This is a genomic window from Croceivirga sp. ABH4_376, from assembly GCF_056160685.1.
On sequence record NZ_JBSWXQ010000001.1, the window covers coordinates 550,437 to 570,392 of the forward strand.

Consider the following 19,956-nt stretch of genomic DNA (forward strand, 5'->3'; position numbering starts at 1 on the left):
TATCCAAAAGTATTTCATAATCAAGTTAGTGTGTGCTATAAGATTACAAAAAATAATAGTATTATAGTGGTATGGACTTGAAAAATAATGCTACTAATCGTCAGTGCTTTAGAATTATAATCTTATCTATAACAGTTATTAATGTATTTAGCGCCAATGCTCAGGAGGCTTATCGCATTAGAACAGTTGCTTTTTATAATTTGGAGAATTTATTCGATATTGAGAACGACTCTTTAGTTCATGACGATGATAGGACACCTACCGGAAAATACAATTGGACGCAAGAAAAATACAAGGCAAAATTAAATGCAATAGCAAAAGTCTTGTCTGAAATTGGTAGGGACAAGGCAGGAACAGCTCCAGATATTATTGGGGTTTGCGAAGTGGAGACTAAAAAAGTACTGCAAGATTTAATTTCTACAACATCTTTAAAAAGTCATGGTTACCAGATAATTCATTTTAATAGCCCGGATGAAAGGGGAATAGATGTAGCATTACTTTATAAGGAAGATAGTTTTTTACCAATAGCCTTTAATAGTCATCGATTATTATTATTTAATGAGGAAGGTTTTAGGGACTATACCAGAGATCAATTGGTTGTATCTGGTATAATGGATAACGAAAGGCTAAGTTTTATTGTAAATCATTGGCCATCTAGAAGCGGTGGTGAAAAACGGAGTAGACCCAACCGTATAAAAGCGGCACTACTTAATAAAAGAATAATAGATTCCATAAGAAAGGAAGATTCCTTGGCCAAAATAATTTCTATGGGCGATTTAAACGATGATCCTAGAGATGCTAGTTTAAAAACAATTTTGCGTACCAAGGGTAAGATTAAAGCCTTGGATAGCCTTAGTCTTTTTAATCCCATGGAAAAACTTTACAAGCGGGGCTTAGGAACGTTGGCATATAGGGACAGATGGAATTTGTTTGACCAGTTTATCTTAACCCAAAGTTTAGTCACCTCCCATAAAAAAGGCCTACATTATTGGCAGGCCCATATATTTTCACCAGATTATTTAATGGTTCAAGAAGGGAGGTACAAGGGTTACCCTTATAGAACCTATGTGGGTACCACTTACCAAGGAGGCTATTCAGATCACTTTCCTGTTTATCTGTATTTACTTAAAAAGGTTGTGGATTAAAGTGATTATAGCCATTGGCCCCAAGGTATTCTGCTTAGTATGGCCAATAAGCCCAAACCATAAAATATGGCTATGCGTCTAAACTTTAAAGTAGCGTCTACTGTTTTTTTGTGCCTAGACCAACCTATGGTAATCAAAACAATTGCAATTATGTTGATAAATGGATGTTCTACCGCTAGTAAACGAGCGGCAGAATTTAACCCGCCCATACCTAGCGTTTGTATAGCTTTAAAGCCATTGGCAGAAACAAAGTATAAGATTAAACCTACCAACAATTGAATATGGGACATAATTAAAGCAAAAAGACTAATGCGTAAGTCTTTTTCAAAACGGAATTCTTTTTTGCCAAACCACCCAATTAGCGCATTAACAACCGCTATAATTAGGATAATTAAAACAAGGTAAGCTAAATAAGAATGAAGGTTTTTTACTATTTCCATGTTGTTGGTTTAAAGCGTAAAAATAAACATTTTAAACCATAAAAAAACCCCTGCATTTGCAGGGGTTTTAAAGGTTATAATTCTTTTGTGTTTAGAAGTTATAACGTAAACTGAAGTTCCAAGTTGTACCGAAACCAAACCATACATAATTAGTGTTATCTACGCCATTATAAAGGGTAGAATCAGATGTTGCGTGTACATTTGTGTTAGACTCAGCAATATAAACTTCATCAAATAGATTGTTAATATTTAATCTCGCAAAAAGATTAGAACCTCCAAAATCAAATGTATAATCTAAGCCTAAGTCAAATAAATTATATGTTGGCAATTTAAGTGCTCCAGGATTATCTTGAGTTAGGAATGTATCATCTTGAGAAACATCAAAATCTGCGTACAAATCTGCTGCATTTCTCCAGCTAAAATCAACATTAAATCTATCAAATAATTCATATTGTGCAGAAACATATGTAGTGCTTTGTGCTGCGTCTCCGACTTTTACATCTTTAATAAATAATGTTGATGATCCTACTTGTTGGTTACTATCATTAAATACATTTGCAGTAATATCCTCTTTATATCTCCAGTTACCAAGGGATAGCATTCCTTGAAGTTTAAGGCGGTCAATAGGTCTTGCAGTAACTTCAAGTTCCAAACCTTGATGTAATTGATTAACTCCGTCAAATTGAGCGGTTCCTTCAATACCACCATCTAAAGTTACACCTCTAGAAATGAATCTATCTTTCCAAGAAGTGCTATAAAGATTGAAGTCTACTCTTAATGCGTTTGATCTATATCCATATCCAATTTCAAAAGAAGTAATTTTTTCAACACCCACTTCCTCATTTATATCATTAGCAAAACCGGGGAAAACTGCGTCAAAAAGTGGTTGACGTGCTATATAACCTGTGTTAAAAAACACATTATTCTTTGTGTCTATATTAAAGTTAGCTCCACCTTTAACGTATCCACCAGTAATATTTTCTCTTTCGCTCTCTACATTATTGGTTTGGTCAAAATAGTCTATTCTTTTATATCCTTGATTAGAAATTCCAGCTTGTAAAACAGCTGATAGATTCTTTTGATTTTTATATTCAACAATGCCATTAAAACCAGCCCATCTAACATCTCCTACGTTGTAGTAATCGATTTTATCGCTTTTTAAACCAGTATCATTGAAGGGAGAAGCATCTATTGTCTCAGTTAGAATGGTACCGTTAACTAGATTTTCATTGCCAGTGCTGTAATAAGCGTCTAGCCCTAATAAATCATTCAAAACTCTATAGTGGTATCCTTTATATTGTCTTAGGTCGACACCTAAACCAAATGTCCAATTGTTTTTTTCTATCTTAAGATTAGAAATTGCACCATACCAATCATGGGAGTTCATGGAGGCTCTTCTAATAAGAACAGCTCTATTTACCTCGTCTTCATTAAATCCATTAGAACCAATTCTTAAGCCAGAATAAAAATCATTAGCGCCAATATATGGATTAGTTGTTGCTCGGTTAACATTAACAACATTATCAAAATTAATGGATCCGTCAGCATTTCTTGAAGCGGCACCATTTCCTTGATTTAATAGATGCTCTGTCAAATCAATTCTAAACGGAAATAAATTTATATCACCATTTCGGAAATTATTACCTCTTGGGCCAGTTCCTCCTCCACGTCCCCAAGAACCGTAAAAAGAAGAGGATAAAGAAATATTATCACTTATTTGATAATCCCAATTTAAAGTTCCAATGGGTTTGTTATAGAAATTTCTCCTTATGTTGTATTCTTCACCGTCTTTTGTACCCCAATCTAAATTGAATTTTCTATTTACCTCATCGTTACCTCCAAAATTTTGATAGTCTCTAATTGATAACCATGAAGATCTTTGGTGGTGCCACTGACCAGCTCCCGTAAAAGTAAAATTAAACGCATGTTTATCTGACGGTTTATATCCCAAAGAGAATAAATACGTATAACCTTCTCCTTTTGTACCATCAACGTATCCATCACCTGACCATCTACCAAGTAAAACACTTGTTGCCCAACCTTTATCGTTTACACCGGTGTTGTATGCAGCGACAGTTTTTACATAAGAATCATTACCTGTAGTTGCTCCTACAAATCCGCCTTCTTCTTTATCGGTACTCTTAGTTACAATAGTAACTGTACCCCCAACAGACGGAACGGCTAATTTAGAAGCTCCAAGTCCTCTTTGTACTTGCATTCCAGAAGCTATATCTGAAAGACCTTGCCAGTTAGACCAATAAACCCAACCATTTTCCATATCGTTAACAGGCTGTCCATTGATTATGAATGCCGTATTTCTTTGGTCAAAACCTCTAACGGAAATTCTGGAATCTCCATAACCTCCTCCTTGTTTAGTAGCATATACAGAAGGAGTGGTGTTAAGAACCTCAGGAAATTCCATGTTACCAACCTTTGAAACGATTTCTGATGCAGTTATTGTGCTAACAGCAACAGGTGTTTCTCTGTCAGTAGCTAAGTCAATCACTCCTGTTCCAACAACAACTACTTCGTTAAGTTGTTGTGCATCGGGCTTTAGCGAAATGGTTCCCACGTTGCCAGCAGTGCTGAATGCAACTGATTTAGGCACGTATCCAATATAAGAAATCTCTAAAGTACCGGAGCTCTTACTGGTTTCAATAGTAAATTTTCCATCGAAATCAGTTGTGGTTCCATTACTTGTTCCTTTAATCACAACGCTAGCTCCTGGTAGTGGATCTCCTAGGTCTCCATCTACAACTGTACCAGTAACTGTTTGTTGCGCAAATGCAATAGTGGTCATAAAAACAGCCACTAATGCCATGTAGAATTTTTTCATTTTTAAAAATGTTTAATTGTTCAATTAGCACTGCAAAAGTGCTGCATTATCCTTTTACCATTGTTAACTAATCGTTAAGTTATGCAATGTTAAAGCAAAAGAAAAGCCCTTGATTTTCAAGGGCTTATAGTTAACTGTTATTTTTTAAAAAATCATCTAATTCTTAAATTTTTGTAAAAGTTGCATTGTAGAGGTGTCATGTTTGGTAATCTCTGAATTTTCAATGTCTTTTAATATGGTTTTGGCAAGTTGCTTGCCCAACTCTACGCCCCATTGATCATAACTAAAAATGTTCCAAATTACCCCTTGCACAAAGATTCTATGCTCATATAGTGCAACCAGAGCACCCAAAGATTTAGGCGTTAATTGGTCTATTAAAATGGTAGTGGTAGGTTTATTGCCTTCAAATACCTTAAAAGGAGCAAGTTTGTTTATTTCGTTTTCTGCTAAGCCCTGTTCTTTTAGCTCCGTGGTTACCTCGGTCAGTGTTTTACCATTCATTAAGGCTTCTGTTTGTGCAAAAAAGTTGGCCATTAATTTATTATGATGATCTGTTTTACCATGAAGGGATTTTTTAAAACCTATAAAATCTGCAGGTATTAACTTCGTACCTTGGTGTATGAGTTGAAAAAAGGCATGTTGAGAATTGGTACCTGGCTCTCCCCATACAATATTTCCGGTTTGATAAGCGGTTGCATTCCCAGAACGATCTACACTTTTACCATTGCTTTCCATTATGCCTTGTTGTAAATAGGCAGGTAATCTATGTAAGTATTGCGTATAGGGTATTACTGCTTCTGTATCTGCACCAAAAAAGTTATTGTACCAAACGGTAATTAGCCCTAAAATTACAGGAAGGTTATCTTCTAACGGGGTTTCTTTAAAATGGCTATCCATTTCTTGGGCACCATCTAATAAAGCTTCAAAATTGGTGTATCCTATTGCTAATGAAATAGACAAACCAACGGCGCTCCATAAAGAGAATCTGCCACCAACCCAATCCCACATAGGAAAAACATTTTCATCTGCAATACCAAATTGCTCTATCATTTTGGTATTGGTAGATACGGCGGCAAAGTGTAGCGCCACATCTTTTTGCGTTGCAGTTTGTAAAAACCATTCTTTAATTGTTTCTGCGTTGCTTAACGTTTCTTGGGTGGTAAAAGATTTGGAAACAATTACAAATAAAGTGGTTTCTGGGTTAAGTTCTTTTATGACCTCTTGTACATGATCACCGTCTACATTGCTTACAAAATGCGTTTTTAAATGATTTTTGTAATACTGTAAAGCTTCGGTTACCATTACTGGACCTAAATCTGAACCGCCAATTCCTATGTTTACAACATCTGTGAACGCCTTTCCGGAATACCCTTTCTTTTCTCCAGAAACAACGGCATGGGTAAATGCTTTTATTTGTTCCCTTACTTGGTAAACTTCAGGAATTACGTTTTCACCATCAACCTTTGCAATTGAAGATTTTTTAGACCTTAGGGCGGTGTGTAGCACAGCTCTACCTTCTGTTTCATTGATGATGTCACCAGAGAAATAAGCATTTATGGCATCTTTTAAATTTACTTCATTGGCTAAATCTAAAAGTAACTTTTTGGTTTCCGTGTTAATTCTGTTTTTAGAATAATCCACAAAAAAATCGTTCCAAGTAAGACTTAGTTCTTTGGCCCTATCTGGGTTAGTTACGAATAAATCTTTTAAATGGGTGTTTTTTAGGGTATTAAAATGGGCTTTTAATGCGTTCCAGGCATTTGTGTTTTCTGGATTAATTTTGGGTAAGGCCATTAGTGTTTTCGTTGTATGTGATTAAATCTTCCTTTTCTGATTTTGCAGACGCATCTAGTGCATCTAATTGTGCTCTTAATGGTTTAACATGCTCAAAGTACTTTGGCTGTAACGAATCTTTAATAGGTTCTGCCGTAGGCAATTTTTCTCTAAGTGGGTCTACTTGTTTGCCGTTTTTCCAAAATCGGTAACAAACGTGTGGTCCACCAGTATTACCGGTCATACCTACCCAACCAATAACATCTCCCTGTCTTACAAATTCGCCTTTTTTAACTTTTTGCGATTTCATGTGTAGGTACTGGGTACTATATATACTGTTATGTTTTATTTTAACATACTTTCCGTTACCGCCTCTACGGGTAGATTCTGTAACCGTTCCGTCTGCGGTGGCAACAATTGGCGTGCCTATTGGTGCGGCGTAGTCTGTGCCTCTGTGCGGCCTAACCTTATAACCATAATAAGCAATTCTTCGTTTTAAATTGTATCTAGAACTTAAACGATATCCAAATTTAATTGGAGCTTTTAAAAATGTGCTTCTTAGATTATTGGCGTCTTGATCAAAGTAATCTTCTATGTTTTTAATAGAATCCGTTATGTATGGGAAGGCGTAAATAGGTCTACCCTTATGTTCAAAATAGGCCGCCTTAATAGGGCCACTCCCAGCATATAGCGTATCATTAATATATCTTTCGTCATAGATAATCTTAAACTTATCACCAGCATCTAACCTAAAAAAATCAATGGTCCAAGCATATACCTCAGATAGTTTAATGGTCATTACGTAATCTACTCCTAAACTATCTAGGGTTTGGCTAAGGCTGCTATTAATGGTTCCGGCTACTTCTCTTTCTACAAAACGAACCGGTTTTTTTCCTGTGTAGGCTTTTACCGAATCTCTTAAGTCTACCACCGTATAATTAATACGATCGTTTTGATAAATAAATACTTCGGCTTTTTCTAAGGTGTCCTTAGATTTTAAAATGAGATACGGTTTGCCAACCATTATACGCCTAACATCAAAAGTGTCCTTGTATTTTTCGGTTACGGTATAAATTTTAGGATAGTCAACATGGTTTTTTAACATGAGTTCTCCAAAACTGTCTCCACTTCTAATGGTGTCTTCAACCACATTGAACTCGTCAAAGTTAAATCCGTAAGGTTTTTTTATAGGTTTTTCCACTGGTTCTTCAAAAGCAGTGGTTTCAACTTCTTTTTTGTCTGCTTTACAAGCTATTAAAAGCACTATTACCAGAACTGTTGCCCAATATTTATACATAAACCTTACTTGTGTTTTTGTGGGTTAAATTGATGTTCTACCCATTCTTTGCCCCAATCTTCTACTTCTTTTTGCGAATACAAATTTGGGAAAAATATTATTTTCTGGAAACTAGGTGGCAAATAGGCTTTCCAATTGGTGCCTCCGGTAGCATCTATGGTTTCTTTGTCTTTAGATAAATATCTATAAGCAGACCCCATATGCATTAAGGGCCAATTTACATTGGCATTGATATCTAGTTTTTTCAAGGCCTTTATAAGTGCCGTGTTTTGCTTGTCCTGTTCTGGTAAATTCTGGTACTTATGATAAATTGTTTTGCCTTTTACTTGGTTGGCAATACGCAAAAACCGTGGTGTATACCTAAACTCAAACTGTTTTAGAGTTAAGGTCTTTTCTCCTGTTTTAATATCTGTAGCGCCTTTTTTCCAATAAATATGTTCAAAAAGGGTTTCAATACTACTGTTACTAGTATAGGTGTTTCTTTCTGTGTGATGAATTAAATTTTCTAATGGCGTAGCATAAAGTTCAATCATTCTATATTGTGCAGATTGAAACCCACTTGCTGGCAATAATGCCATACGGTAACGCAAAAATTGTTCGCGTTGCATACCATTGATCATTATGCTAAAAGAAGAAATTAAAGCTTTGTAGTAATTGTTAATTCTTTCTACCCGTTCAATAAAGAATTCAACTTGATTGGAACGGTCTTCTACCAATTGCTTTTCTTCATGTAAGATAAGCTTAAAATAGAGCTCCGTAATTTGGTGGTACATGATAAATATTTCCTCATCTGGAAAATGAGTTCTAGGTACCTGAAGGCTCAATAAGGTATCTAAATGTATATAGTCCCAATACGTTAAGTAACGTTGGTAAAGTAAACCGTCTAAATATGAGCTTAAATCTTGACCGGAGTCTTTAAATTTTTCTTCTAGTTTGTTTATTTGGGATTGGATCTTCTCTTGGTTCTCCATTTTTAAATTTAAATCAATCCATAATAATCTTGAACTGATTTCTTAACCCGTTATAACCATCTAAATCTGCTTTAAGAGATCCAACGGCCAAATCAGCCTTTATGCGGACCGGTATTTTGTTTAAATCATTGGTTACCCAAAGCGAAAGGCTTTCTTGTTCCTTAAAAACCCTACCAGACTGCACATAGGGTCTAAATTTAAGACATTCTACTTTGCCGAACTTTGTTTTTAAGATTTCCTTACCTAAATATTTTAATTTGAATTGAAATACACCATCATCATCAAATAACATGTCCATATTTAGGGTTTGGCCATCTTCAAAAGATTCAAAATTGTACTTACTTCTTAAATAGTATGCGGCAGAGATTAAGTCTTGTATATTGTCATGAACAGGAAACTCCATTTCTTTCTTGTTCTTGTTATCGGTAAGTAGGGCAGATTGCTTTTCGTAATCAAAATCTATTTCAATGTCTTTGGTGTAACCACCTTCATCTATTTTTCTAATAAATTTGTAGGGCTTGCCGTTGTTCTTGCTAAAATAACTTTCATAAGTATCGTCTACCTTAAAAAATATACTGGCAAAGCCAGTGGTTTTGCCTTTGCCCACAACATGGTAAACCGGTTTATTGTTAAGGGTCTCTGATTTTAAATGAAGCGTGGCATAGCTGGCGTTCAAAAATCCGTAATGAATCCTGAACTTTAACCATTCCCCAGATTTAAATGCGGGTGTATCTTGTGCATTAATGCATAGAGTTGTAGACAGTAGAATTAAGAGAAAAAGATTTTTCATAGCGGCAAATTCTATATTAAAGGTATTAAAACCAATGGTTTTGCAATGGTATTTACAATTACTTAAACAAATCTTATACCAAAGTATTGTATAAAAAAAGCCCTGATGTGTTCATCAGAGCTTTTCCTAAATAACCAACCAAACTTTAAATTATGAAAAACCAATACTTAAAGTTATAAGGGAACCACCCCTTATGCCAACAAAGATACGGCGTTGGTTGGGTTGCCATATAGTATTTAACCAACTTTAACCAAAGTGTTGTTTTTTTTAGAATTCTTTAAAAGAAATACTGCAAAATTAGAACCAAAAGCCAACGCTAAAGAACAAATGGCTATCGTTGCGTTGTGGTGTCCAAGTGTAATAAACCTGTACAGGTCCTAGAAAAGATTCTAGGCCATAACCAATGCCAAATCCAGTGTAATCTGGAGCGGTAAACCATTCACCTGTCCTAAACAAGTCGTCATCTATGTTAGCCATATTAGCTTGTAGCAATAAATGGTTTTTTCTGGCAAATTCATAGTCCAAATTAGCTTTGGCCTTAACAAAGCTATTGCCGGTTAAACTTAAAAAATCGTACCCCATAAACGGAATTAGGTTGTGAACCCTATGGTTGCCAAAACCACCCATGATAAAATCAAAAGTTGCAATTCTAGAGGTTCCTAGCTTAAAACCACCTTCAGTATCTAGATTTACAGAAAGGTTGTGTGTAATTGGTACGGCCATGCCCATTTGGGCTTTTGCAATAGCAAAGTCTTGAAAATCGCCTTTTAAATCAGGATTATAAAGGTAGTAGTTTAGATTTCCATTGAAATACAATCCTCTTGTTGGAAAATATTTATCGTCATAGGTGTCTAGTCTTAGATTGGCAAAACCACTAAAATAATTGCTGTTTTCAAAAAAGATGCGACCATCTTTATTTTCTAAGGATTCATTTTCATCTACTAAAGGAAGGTTGTTAAACGTAGTTGTACTAAATCTAATGAACCTATGTTCTAATCCTGTTCTAAATGCAAATTCTTCGCGAACTACTGTTTGTAGATAGATTTGGTTTGTAAGGTCTGAAAAGTCTAAATTGATTTCGCTAAGATTTTCACCTCCGCTAATATTGAAGTTTTCTTGTATAATATTGAAATCTACAGCTTCATCAAAACTGTTGAATTTTGAATTAATTCCAAAACTCCAGTAAAAGCCTTTATCAATATAATATTGAAAATTATACCGAATGTGGTCTCCTAAGATAAAATCAAACGAACCTACATCGTCCTTAAAAATTAAATTTTTGCGTGTTAAGTTTATAAGCGCGGCACTTTTATACAGGTCATCATAATGTGCGCCCATTTTAATAAACATCTTTGTGGGGTTTTCCTTTAAGTTTAATATTAAATCCGTACCCAAACCGTTAGAAACCAATTTATAGCGTATGGCTTTAAAATTGCCTGTAGCGGCCATGTTCCCCAATCCTTGTTGTAATCTTTTAAAGGTGATGGTATTGCCTAATGTAAAACGTAATTTACCTTTTATGTAACCCCTTGTGTAGCGTTCGTTACCCTTTATTATTAAACGATTAATGGTTAAGCTATCCTTAGCTTTTTCTATAGGCTTAGATTTACTTGCCCCTTGCAAACGTGCTACATCTTTAAGGTCTTGTTGTTTTAATTTAGCAGCTTTTACCCCTTCTGCTATAATGCTTTCTGTCTCTTCAAAATCAATTACGGTGTATTTAGCAATATTAGGTTTTATGTAAATATCTGTTTCTTCCCTTTTGGTGTTCATTTCGTTCACCGTACGGTAGTTGTTTATCTGAAATAAAATTTCGGTTGCAGAAGAAAGAGATTCTCTTTTTGCCAAATCATCTTGTACATCTATACCAATTATAATATCCGCCCCTTTTTTTCTCACCTCATTTATAGGGTAGTTATTTACTACGCCTCCATCTATTAAAATTTGTCCATCAATCTCAGATGGTTCAAAAAGGGAAGGCAATGTGCCACTTGCCATGATGGCTTCTGGCAAATACCCCTTATTCATTAACACGGGCTTGCCGGTTTCTATATTGGTGGCAATACAAATAAAGGGTATGGGTAGCTCATCAAAATCTTCAACGTCTTTTACGTGGTATAGTAATCTTATAAACTCGTTGTAAATGTTCTGTCCGCCAGAAATAGCCTCTGGAAAGCTCACTTTAAAATTATCGAAAGGTAGTGTAAGGGCGTACCGTTCCGCATCGTCCTTTTCGTAAAATGTCTTAGCGTTTCTGGGTAAATTATCGGTTATTAATTGCGATAGGTTAGTAGTTTTGAATATAGAATCTAACTCATTTGCAGTGTATCCTGCGGCATATAGCCCGCCAATAATGGCTCCCATACTTGTGCCACCTACATAGTCTATTTTAATTCCTGCTTCCTCTATAACTTTTAAGGCACCTATGTGTGCCATGCCTTTAGCGCCACCACCACTTAAAACAAGGCCAACTTTTGGTTTTTTTTGAGACCAAGCCAAACTTGAAATTAGCAGTAAAAGAATTGTACAATAGTGCTTACCCATATTAGTTAAAATTCTGATATACTTTCTTTGCTTTATCTATGCCAATGGTTTGGGTTAGGCTTTCTATAGAAGCTTCTTTAATCCTTTTAACGGACTTAAACTTTTTTAGCAGCTGTTCTGCTGTTTTGCTACCTATACCATCTATGCTTTCCAGCTCTGTATTTATAGCGGCCTTACTTCTTTTTTGCCTATGGAAGGTAATTCCAAATCGGTGGGCTTCGTTACGTAACTGCTGTATAATTTTTAAAGTTTCGGATTTTTTATCCAGGTATAACGGAATTGGGTCTTCTGGAAAGTAAATCTCTTCCAAACGTTTTGCAATGCCAATTATCGCTATTTTGCCTCGTAATCCTAACAAATCCAAGCTTTTTAGCGCAGAAGATAATTGCCCTTTTCCACCATCAATAACAATAAGTTGCGGTAAAGGTTCATCTTCGTTCAAAAGTCTTTTATACCTTCTAAAAACCACTTCTTCCATAGAGGCGAAATCATCGGGGCCGTCTACGGTTTTTATATTAAAATGCCTGTAATCTTTCTTAGACGGTTTACCATTCTTAAACACCACGCAGGCGGCAACCGGATTGGTGCCTTGGATGTTGGAGTTGTCAAAACATTCTATATGTGTTGGTTCTGTAGAGAGTCTAAGGTCTGCTTTCATCTGAGCCATTAAGCGCTTGGTATGCCTATCTGGATCAACAATTTTCATTTGTTTAAATTGTTCTTGCCTAAAAGCTTTTGCGTTGTGTAAGGATAGGTCTATCAATCGTTTTTTGTCGCCTAATTTGGGAACGGTTACCCTTACCGGCAGTTCTAATTTTATAGGAAAAGGGAGGTATAGTTCTCTAGAATTGGATTTAAAACGTTGCCGTATTTCTATGATGGCCAAACGCAGCAATTCTTGGTCTGTTTCTTCTAGCTTCTTTTTTATTTCTAGGGTGTGAGACCGTATTATTGCCCCGTTCATAATTTGTAAAAAATTAATATATCCAGCGCTTTCATCAGAAAAGATGGTAAATACATCTACATTGTTGATTTTTGGATTTACAATGGTAGATTTTACTTGGTAATTTTCTAGAACATCTATCTTATCTTTTATTTGTTGGGCCTTTTCAAATTCCATTTCCTGGGCTAGGCGCTTCATTTCTTGTTTAAAGAAGGTAAGGCTACTTTTAAAATTACCTTTTATAATTTCTCTAATATCTGCAATTTGTCTGTTATAGGATTCGGAAGATTGAAGGTCTTCACAAGGAGCTAGACAATTGCCAAGGTGGTACTCTAAACACTTTTTGTACTTATCGGCTTCAATTTTCTCTTTGGATAAATCGTAATTGCAGGTTCTTAAAGGATAAACACTTTTAATAAGGTCTAAAAGTGTTCGTACTGTTTTCATACTCGTATAGGGACCAAAATATTCAGAACCATCTTTTATGAGTTTTCTTGTGGGGAATACTCTTGGAAAACGTTCGTTTTTAATACAAATCCAAGGATAGGTCTTATCGTCTCTTAAAAGTACGTTGTAGCGAGGCCTGTATTTTTTAATTAAGTTATTCTCCAATAAAAGTGCATCGGACTCAGTAGCTACTACAATATGTTTTATAGCTACTATTTTGGAAACTAGAACCCGGGTTTTTCCAGAATCATGTTGCTTGGTAAAATAGGACGAAACTCTTTTTTTAAGGTTTTTTGCCTTACCTACATATAGTATTTTATCTAATTTGTCATAAAACTGATATACCCCGGGGCTATTGGGTAACGTACTTAGCTGAATATCTATAGGGACGGTTTTTGACATATTGCTAAATCAAGCGTTGATTTTTGATTTTAAGTTACGTTCTTTTTTACAAAAATCAGTAGAAATTGTGGAAGCCTAAAAAGTGTTAAGATTGTTTAACTTTTAAATGTTTTGTTTACACGTATGCCTAAAAAATAGTAACAACACCATGTTTGATGTTAAAAATTTTGTAAAAAACATGTATTTCATCGATAAAATTGTGTCTTTCATAGGATTTTAATTCGGTTTATTGTTATATTTAGGGAAACAAAAGATTAATACATGGAAAATTATTTAATTGTTTTGGGCATGTATTTGATTTTGATGTTATTTTTCAAAATATATTTTGCTGTCTCTACAAGAGAGTAGTATTGAGAGAATAAAACCCGAAAAAATCAAGTAACCCCCAAAAGCTGTTTTGCTATAAAGATTTTATAGTTGACTAAAAATGAACTTAGAGTAGATTATAAGAAGAGGAGAGACCTACTTAACTCTACTATAATTGAAGAAAAAAGTATTCAAATTGCCAATAAGGTATTACTGCTACCTATTTGGCAATTTTCTTTTTTTCATATATTCCTGCCCATTCAAAAGCAAAAAGAAATAGATACCTCCCCTTTGTTGTCCCTCTTGCAAGGAAAGGATAAGCATGTAGTGGTGCCAAAGATGGAAAATAACCAAGATTTAATCCATTATCTACTATTGGATAATACCACTTTTAAAACCAATAAGTGGGGTATTCCAGAGCCCCAAGATGGAATTTCTGTTGACGAAGAAAAATTAGATGTTGTCTTTATACCGTTATTGGCCTATGATGTAAAGGGTAATAGGGTGGGTTACGGTAAAGGCTTTTATGACCGCTTTTTAGCTAAATGTAAACCAGAGGTATTAAAAGTAGGCCTGTCTTTTTATGAACCGGAACAATTTATTGATGATGTAGGAGCTACGGATATACCTTTAGATTATTGTATAACTCCAGAAGCGATTTATAAATTCTAGGCCTCGTTTTTAGACGGGGAAGCAAATGCTTTTTTGTTGAAAAGAATTAATACGGCAACACCAACACTTATTGCGCTATCCGCTATATTAAAGATTGGTTCAAAAAACCGGAAACTTTTACCGCCATATTTTGGAACCCATTCTGGCCATGTGGTATCTATCATTGGAAAGTAAAGCATATCTACCACTTTTCCATGAAAAAGCTTTCCATAAGGTTCGCTAGAAAATAGCGTAGCTACTTGATGGTTGCTGTGGTCAAAAATTAAACCGTAAAATACAGAATCTATAATATTGCCTAGCGCACCTGCAAAAATTAAAGATACGGCTAGGATTAAAACCTTTGGGGCTTTCTTCTTAATAATGTCAAAAAGCCAATAGCCTATACCTACAATAGCAAATAACCTAAAAATAGTTAAGAATAGTTTTCCGGCACTATCGGATATAGGCAAGATATCACTCAGCTTTGTACCCCAAGCGGCGCCTTCGTTTTCTATAAATAGGATTTTAAACCAACTAAAAACCGTTACCGATTCTCCAAGTATAAAATTGGTTTTAATATATATTTTACTGATTTGGTCTATCAGTAATACTATGATAATTAGGATTAAGGATTTCTTTAAACTCATCTGTGAACGTAAAATCAAACGCAAAAGTAGCTATATTAATCGACTCTATTAATCCAAATATCGCCTTCTATACTACTAAGGTTAAAAGTGCTGTAACCTTGCACATCTTTTTCTTTGTAAACCTTACCATATTTAGAACTGGCTGCAATAGTTCCATTGCTGTTATTTACATTAATGGAACCTTTCTGGGTCTTAACCTTTACTTGGCCAACAACCTTATTTAAGTTACAATCACCATCTGCCAAAACCACGTTTAATTTTTCAAAAATTCCGGTTATAGTAACATTGGAATTGGTGCCGTGAATTTCTATTTGTTGGGCTTTTGGTAAGCTTATTTGTAAGGAAATAGATATTACTTTGTGGGCGCTTAGCTTATCATTAGGTGCGGTAAAGGTGGGTAAAAAACCGGCGCTGATAAAAATGTTCTGCCCATCTTCTTCTAATTTAATAGCAAGGTCTTTGGCATATTCTCCTTCAATTTTACCCTCAACTATGGCTTGGTTACCTTCTATGGTTTTTACGGTAATTGCATAGCAGTCTGCGGCATCTACATGAAAGTATTTGGTATCTGTAGATGCAAAGGACTTGTGTACCACTTTTTGCGCATAGCAATGGCCAATGCAGCAAACTAGAAATAGGAGTAAACTTCTCAACGGTAGAAACAAAAAAAACGCCCTAAGGCGTTTTTTATTTTTGCATGTTTTTAGCCTCTATACTTAAAGTTGCATGAGGTACTAATTTTAACCGCTCTTTGTTAATTAGTTTACCGGTAACACGGCAAATTCCGTACGTTTTGTTTTCTATACGTAGGATGGCATTTTTTAAGTCGCGTATAAACTTTTCTTGTCTAATAGCCAACTGGGTGTTTGCCTCTTTGCTCATGGTCTCAGAGCCCTCTTCAAAAGCCTTAAAGGTTGGTGAGGTATCATCGGTACCGTTATTACCATCGTTCATATAAGAACTTTTTAAAAGTTCCAAGTGTTGCTTGGCCTTTTCAATTTTAGCCTCTATCAATTCCTTGAATTCGGCCAAATCTTTATCTGAGTATCTAACTTTTAAATCTTCTGCCATTTTTAGTGTTTTTTAATAAACAGTTTTGTATTCACATCGTCAAAAGTTACCGTTGTGCCTTCTTCCAAATTATCTGCCAACATTAGACTTTCCGTCAATGTTTCGCTTTTTAGATAAGCTTCGTTCTGGGTAACCGCTTGTTCTACAATTCCGTCTTTCAATATTTTTAAATCTATCTTATCGGTAACTTCAAATCCTGCGTCTTTTCTAAGATTTTGAATTCTATTCACCAATTCTCTTGCAACCCCTTCTTGTCTAAGGGCATCGTTTATGGTTACATCCAAAGCCACCGTAATAACTCCTGAACTGGCAACCAACCACCCTTCAATATCTTGAGAGGTTATCTCAACATCTGAGAACTGTAAATTAATACTTTTATTTTCTAATGAAAGTGATATTTCGCCTTCTTGTTCAATTTTTTGGATATCTTTTTGTTCTAGCTTGGAAACGGCTGCCGCAATCTGCTTCATTTCCTTGCCGTATTTTGGGCCTAAGACCTTGAAATTAGGTTTTATTTGTTTTACCAAAATGCCAGAAGCATCGTCCATAATTTCTACCTCCTTAACGTTAACTTCGGATTTTACGAGTTCTGAAACTGCCAAAACTTCTTCCTTTTGTTCTTGGTTAAGTACAGGCACCATTACCTTCTGCAACGGTTGTCTTACCTTAATTTTTTCTTTTTGTCTTATAGAAAGCACCAAAGAAGAAATCTTTTGAGCCGTATGCATTTTGCTTTCTAGCTCTTTGTTTACCAAACTTTCATCGTACTCTGGAAAATTGGCCAAATGCACACTTTCCAAGCCTTCTTTGTTGGTTGCGGCATCTAGGTCTTTATACAACCTATCCATAAAAAATGGAGCAATGGGTGCGCCCAGCTTGGCAACGGTAAGTAAACAGGTGTATAGGGTTTGGTATGCAGCAATTTTATCTTGCTGATAGTCTCCTTTCCAGAACCTTCTTCTACCTAGACGTACATACCAGTTACTTAGGTTTTCTTGAACAAAATCTGAAATTGCCCTGGCGGCTTTTGTGGGTTCATAATCCGCATAGGCCTCATCTACCTTTTTAATTACGGTATTGAGTTCGGACAAAATCCACTGATCTAATTCTGTACGTTCCAAAACAGGTATTTCTGCCTCGGAATAATCAAAACCGTCTATGTTGGCGTACAAGGCAAAAAAGGAATAGGTGTTATACAACGTACCAAAAAACTTACGTTTTACCTCGGTTACCCCTTCTATATCAAACTTAAGGTTATCCCATGGGTTTGCGTTGGCAATCATGTACCAACGGGTGGCATCTGCACCATGTTCTGGCAAGGCCTTAAATGGGTCTACCGCATTGCCCAGGCGTTTAGACATTTTTTTACCTTCTTTGTCTAAAACAAGTCCGTTAGAGACTACATTCTTATAGGCTACGGAATCAAAAACCATAGTGGCAATGGCGTGCAAGGTATAGAACCAACCTCTAGTTTGGTCTACCCCTTCAGCAATAAAATCTGCGGGGTAGCTAACACCATTGTCTACCAGTTCTTTGTTCTCGAACGGGTAGTGCCATTGGGCATAGGGCATGGAACCACTATCAAACCAAACATCAATTAAATCGCTCTCTCTACGCATGGGTTTGCCACTTGGCGAAACCAAAGTAATTTGGTCCACCACGTTCTTGTGTAGGTCTACTTGCTCGTAGTTGGCATCAGACATATCGCCAACCACAAAATCTTTAAATACGTCTTCTGCCAACACACCGGCAGCTACCGCTTTTGCCATTTCTTCTTTAAGCTCTGCAACCGAACCAATTATTAGTTCTTCTTGGCCATCTTCCGTTCTCCAGATAGGTAAGGGAATACCCCAGTATCTAGACCTGGACAAGTTCCAATCGTTAGCGTTGGCCAACCAGTTACCAAACCTACCTTCTCCTGTAGCTTTTGGTTTCCAGTTTATGGTTTGGTTTAACTCAAACATACGGTCTTTTACATCCGTAACTTTTATAAACCAAGAATCTAATGGGTAATATAAAATAGGCTTATCGGTACGCCAGCAGTTAGGGTAACTGTGTACGTATTTCTCTACCTTAAAGGCTTTGTTTTCGGTCTTAAGTTTTATGGCAATTTCTACATCTATAGACTTGTCTGGTGCCTCACCATCTGTGTAATATTCGTTTTTAACATATTTACCGCCAAACTCTTTTAGCTCTGGCCTAAACTTACCTTGCAGGTCTACCAACGGAACGGGATTGTTGTTTTGATCTAAAACCAACATGGGAGGTATGGGCGGATTGGCTTGTTTGGCCACAAAGGCATCATCCGCACCAAAAGTAGGCGCAGTATGTACAATACCGGTACCATCTTCCGTGGTTACAAAATCGCCCCCAATAACCCTGAAGGCATTTTCTGCATTCTCGTACGGAAGTACATAATCTATAAGCTGCTCGTATTTAGATTCAATTAAATCGGTTCCTTTTACTTCTGCCAGTACCTGATAAGGGATTTTTTTGTTTTCTGGCTTAAAGTTGGTAAAATCCTCATTGGATTCTGCTGCAAAGAATTTACCAGAAAATTGCTTGTTTACCAATGCTTTTGCTACAACAACTTTGATAGGTTCATAGGTATATTGGTTAAAGGATTGAACCAAGACATAATCTATTTTTGGCCCAACGGTCAATGCCGTGTTAGAAGGCAGTGTCCATGGAGTAGTGGTCCAGGCTAAGAAATAAATGGCTCCGTCAAAAGCTTGCAAGGCCTGTGGCAAACTTTCTTTTACCGCTTTAAACTGTGCTGTTACCGTAGTATCCGTAACGTCTTGGTAGGTTCCTGGTTGGTTTAGCTCATGAGAACTAAGACCGGTACCTGCCTTTGGTGAGTACGGTTGTATGGTGTACCCTTTATAGATTAAGCCTTTATCATAAATCTGTTTTAGCAACCACCAAACAGATTCCATGTATTTAGATTTGTAGGTAATGTACGGGTCGTCCATGTCTACCCAATACCCTACCATTTCTGTCATTTCGTTCCAGACATCGGTATAACGCATTACCGCTTTTTTACAAGCTTCGTTATATTCTTCTATGGTGATTTTTTTACCAATATCTTCTTTGGTGATGCCCAGCTCTTTTTCTACTCCAAGTTCTACCGGTAGGCCGTGGGTATCCCATCCTGCCTTACGTTTAACCTGAAAGCCCTTCATGGTTTTATAACGCGGAAAAATATCTTTAATAGTCCTGGCCATTACGTGGTGGATTCCCGGCATACCGTTAGCAGATGGCGGTCCTTCAAAAAACACGTAACTCTCTTTTCCTTCTCTGGAAGTTATACTCTTTTCAAAGATTTTCTCGTCCTTCCAAAACTTTAAAACTTCCGTTGCGGTCTTTGGTAGGTCTAAACCTTTATATTCTCTAAACTTCTTCTCCATGGGCCTAATAAAATAAGTCTGCGAAATTAAGAATTTTAAAGTATTTACAGGTTTGTAAAAAGATAAAAAGCCCCTACTAAAAGGGGCTTTTATTCAGATTTTTAGTAAGATAGGATTATTTACTACCGGTAATGGTAACATTAACGTTATGTTGCAAAGCAGACGTAAGGGATAATGCTCCTAAATTTAGCCCGGTAGAAGACTCAGCCTCTAGTATGGCTGTAAGTTCTACATTGCCACTGTTCTGGTTTTTATTGTAACCTACAAAGACCAATTCGTACTC

At 36.2% G+C, this 19,956-nt stretch carries 14 protein-coding genes; 2 read left to right on the forward strand and 12 right to left on the reverse strand.

Features of this window, described 5'->3' with window-relative positions:
* Positions 1-71: 71 nt before the first annotated feature.
* The gene (locus ACXAGS_RS02435) at positions 72-1,145 is read left to right on the forward strand and encodes an endonuclease/exonuclease/phosphatase family protein (RefSeq protein WP_474904215.1); all 1,074 of its coding nucleotides are present in this window, start codon (positions 72-74) and stop codon (positions 1,143-1,145) included.
* 5 nt (positions 1,146-1,150) lie between these two features.
* Here the strand turns inward: ACXAGS_RS02435 and ACXAGS_RS02440 are convergent, their stop codons facing one another.
* The 8 genes from ACXAGS_RS02440 to uvrC form a co-directional block, all read right to left on the reverse strand.
* On the reverse strand, positions 1,151-1,585 hold the full coding sequence (locus ACXAGS_RS02440) for a hypothetical protein (protein WP_474904216.1): 435 nt from the start codon (positions 1,583-1,585) through the stop codon (positions 1,151-1,153).
* Between the two features lie 91 nt (positions 1,586-1,676).
* Entirely contained in the window at positions 1,677-4,421 is a 2,745-nt protein-coding gene (locus tag ACXAGS_RS02445; RefSeq protein ID WP_474904217.1) for a TonB-dependent receptor, read from the reverse strand.
* A gap of 156 nt (positions 4,422-4,577) precedes the next feature.
* A complete protein-coding gene (pgi, locus tag ACXAGS_RS02450) occupies positions 4,578-6,215 on the reverse strand; it encodes a glucose-6-phosphate isomerase (protein ID WP_474904219.1) in 1,638 nt (545 codons plus the stop codon).
* The gene (locus ACXAGS_RS02455; RefSeq protein WP_474904221.1) at positions 6,196-7,491 is read right to left on the reverse strand and encodes a peptidoglycan DD-metalloendopeptidase family protein; all 1,296 of its coding nucleotides are present in this window, start codon (positions 7,489-7,491) and stop codon (positions 6,196-6,198) included. Before ACXAGS_RS02455 ends, pgi begins: the two co-directional genes overlap by 20 nt.
* A 5-nt stretch (positions 7,492-7,496) precedes the next feature.
* Positions 7,497-8,462, reverse strand: coding sequence for a tryptophan 2,3-dioxygenase family protein (locus tag ACXAGS_RS02460; protein ID WP_474904223.1), 966 nt, complete (start codon positions 8,460-8,462; stop codon positions 7,497-7,499).
* Positions 8,463-8,475: 13 nt separating this feature from the next.
* Positions 8,476-9,252, reverse strand: coding sequence for a DUF3108 domain-containing protein (locus ACXAGS_RS02465; RefSeq protein ID WP_474904224.1), 777 nt, complete (start codon positions 9,250-9,252; stop codon positions 8,476-8,478).
* Positions 9,253-9,549: 297 nt separating this feature from the next.
* Positions 9,550-11,796 carry a patatin-like phospholipase family protein gene (locus ACXAGS_RS02470; protein ID WP_474904226.1) on the reverse strand — a complete coding sequence of 749 codons (2,247 nt, stop codon included), beginning with the start codon at positions 11,794-11,796 and terminating at the stop codon, positions 9,550-9,552.
* A 1-nt stretch (position 11,797) separates the two neighbouring features.
* On the reverse strand, positions 11,798-13,588 hold the full coding sequence (uvrC, locus tag ACXAGS_RS02475) for an excinuclease ABC subunit UvrC (RefSeq protein WP_474904228.1): 1,791 nt from the start codon (positions 13,586-13,588) through the stop codon (positions 11,798-11,800).
* A 417-nt stretch (positions 13,589-14,005) separates the two neighbouring features.
* Here uvrC and ACXAGS_RS02480 point away from each other — a divergent pair, with 417 nt between their 5' ends.
* On the forward strand, positions 14,006-14,566 hold the full coding sequence (locus tag ACXAGS_RS02480; protein WP_474904230.1) for a 5-formyltetrahydrofolate cyclo-ligase: 561 nt from the start codon (positions 14,006-14,008) through the stop codon (positions 14,564-14,566).
* On the opposite strand, the gene ACXAGS_RS02485 is transcribed toward ACXAGS_RS02480, so the two are convergent.
* The 4 genes from ACXAGS_RS02485 to ileS all read right to left on the reverse strand — a co-directional run bounded on the left by ACXAGS_RS02485 (position 14,563) and on the right by ileS (position 19,673).
* On the reverse strand, positions 14,563-15,192 hold the full coding sequence (locus tag ACXAGS_RS02485; RefSeq protein ID WP_474904231.1) for a lipoprotein signal peptidase: 630 nt from the start codon (positions 15,190-15,192) through the stop codon (positions 14,563-14,565). The genes ACXAGS_RS02480 and ACXAGS_RS02485 overlap by 4 nt on opposite strands.
* 35 nt (positions 15,193-15,227) lie before the next feature.
* The gene (locus ACXAGS_RS02490) at positions 15,228-15,788 is read right to left on the reverse strand and encodes a DUF4097 family beta strand repeat-containing protein (RefSeq protein ID WP_474904233.1); all 561 of its coding nucleotides are present in this window, start codon (positions 15,786-15,788) and stop codon (positions 15,228-15,230) included.
* A 91-nt stretch (positions 15,789-15,879) separates the two neighbouring features.
* Positions 15,880-16,263, reverse strand: coding sequence for a TraR/DksA family transcriptional regulator (locus ACXAGS_RS02495; RefSeq protein WP_010519053.1), 384 nt, complete (start codon positions 16,261-16,263; stop codon positions 15,880-15,882).
* 2 nt (positions 16,264-16,265) lie between these two features.
* Entirely contained in the window at positions 16,266-19,673 is a 3,408-nt protein-coding gene (gene ileS, locus ACXAGS_RS02500; RefSeq protein ID WP_474904235.1) for an isoleucine--tRNA ligase, read from the reverse strand.
* Between the last annotated feature and the right edge of the window lie 283 nt (positions 19,674-19,956).

Coding starts and splice junctions, on each gene's coding strand:
- ACXAGS_RS02435 (WP_474904215.1), top strand. CDS start 72: ATGGACTTGAAAAATAATGCTACTAATCGTCAGTGCTTTAGAATTATA.
- ACXAGS_RS02440 (WP_474904216.1), bottom strand. CDS start 1,585: ATGGAAATAGTAAAAAACCTTCATTCTTATTTAGCTTACCTTGTTTTA.
- ACXAGS_RS02445 (WP_474904217.1), bottom strand. CDS start 4,421: ATGAAAAAATTCTACATGGCATTAGTGGCTGTTTTTATGACCACTATT.
- pgi (WP_474904219.1), bottom strand. CDS start 6,215: ATGGCCTTACCCAAAATTAATCCAGAAAACACAAATGCCTGGAACGCA.
- ACXAGS_RS02455 (WP_474904221.1), bottom strand. CDS start 7,491: ATGTATAAATATTGGGCAACAGTTCTGGTAATAGTGCTTTTAATAGCT.
- ACXAGS_RS02460 (WP_474904223.1), bottom strand. CDS start 8,462: ATGGAGAACCAAGAGAAGATCCAATCCCAAATAAACAAACTAGAAGAA.
- ACXAGS_RS02465 (WP_474904224.1), bottom strand. CDS start 9,252: ATGAAAAATCTTTTTCTCTTAATTCTACTGTCTACAACTCTATGCATT.
- ACXAGS_RS02470 (WP_474904226.1), bottom strand. CDS start 11,796: ATGGGTAAGCACTATTGTACAATTCTTTTACTGCTAATTTCAAGTTTG.
- uvrC (WP_474904228.1), bottom strand. CDS start 13,588: ATGTCAAAAACCGTCCCTATAGATATTCAGCTAAGTACGTTACCCAAT.
- ACXAGS_RS02485 (WP_474904231.1), bottom strand. CDS start 15,192: ATGAGTTTAAAGAAATCCTTAATCCTAATTATCATAGTATTACTGATA.
- ACXAGS_RS02495 (WP_010519053.1), bottom strand. CDS start 16,263: ATGGCAGAAGATTTAAAAGTTAGATACTCAGATAAAGATTTGGCCGAA.
- ileS (WP_474904235.1), bottom strand. CDS start 19,673: ATGGAGAAGAAGTTTAGAGAATATAAAGGTTTAGACCTACCAAAGACC.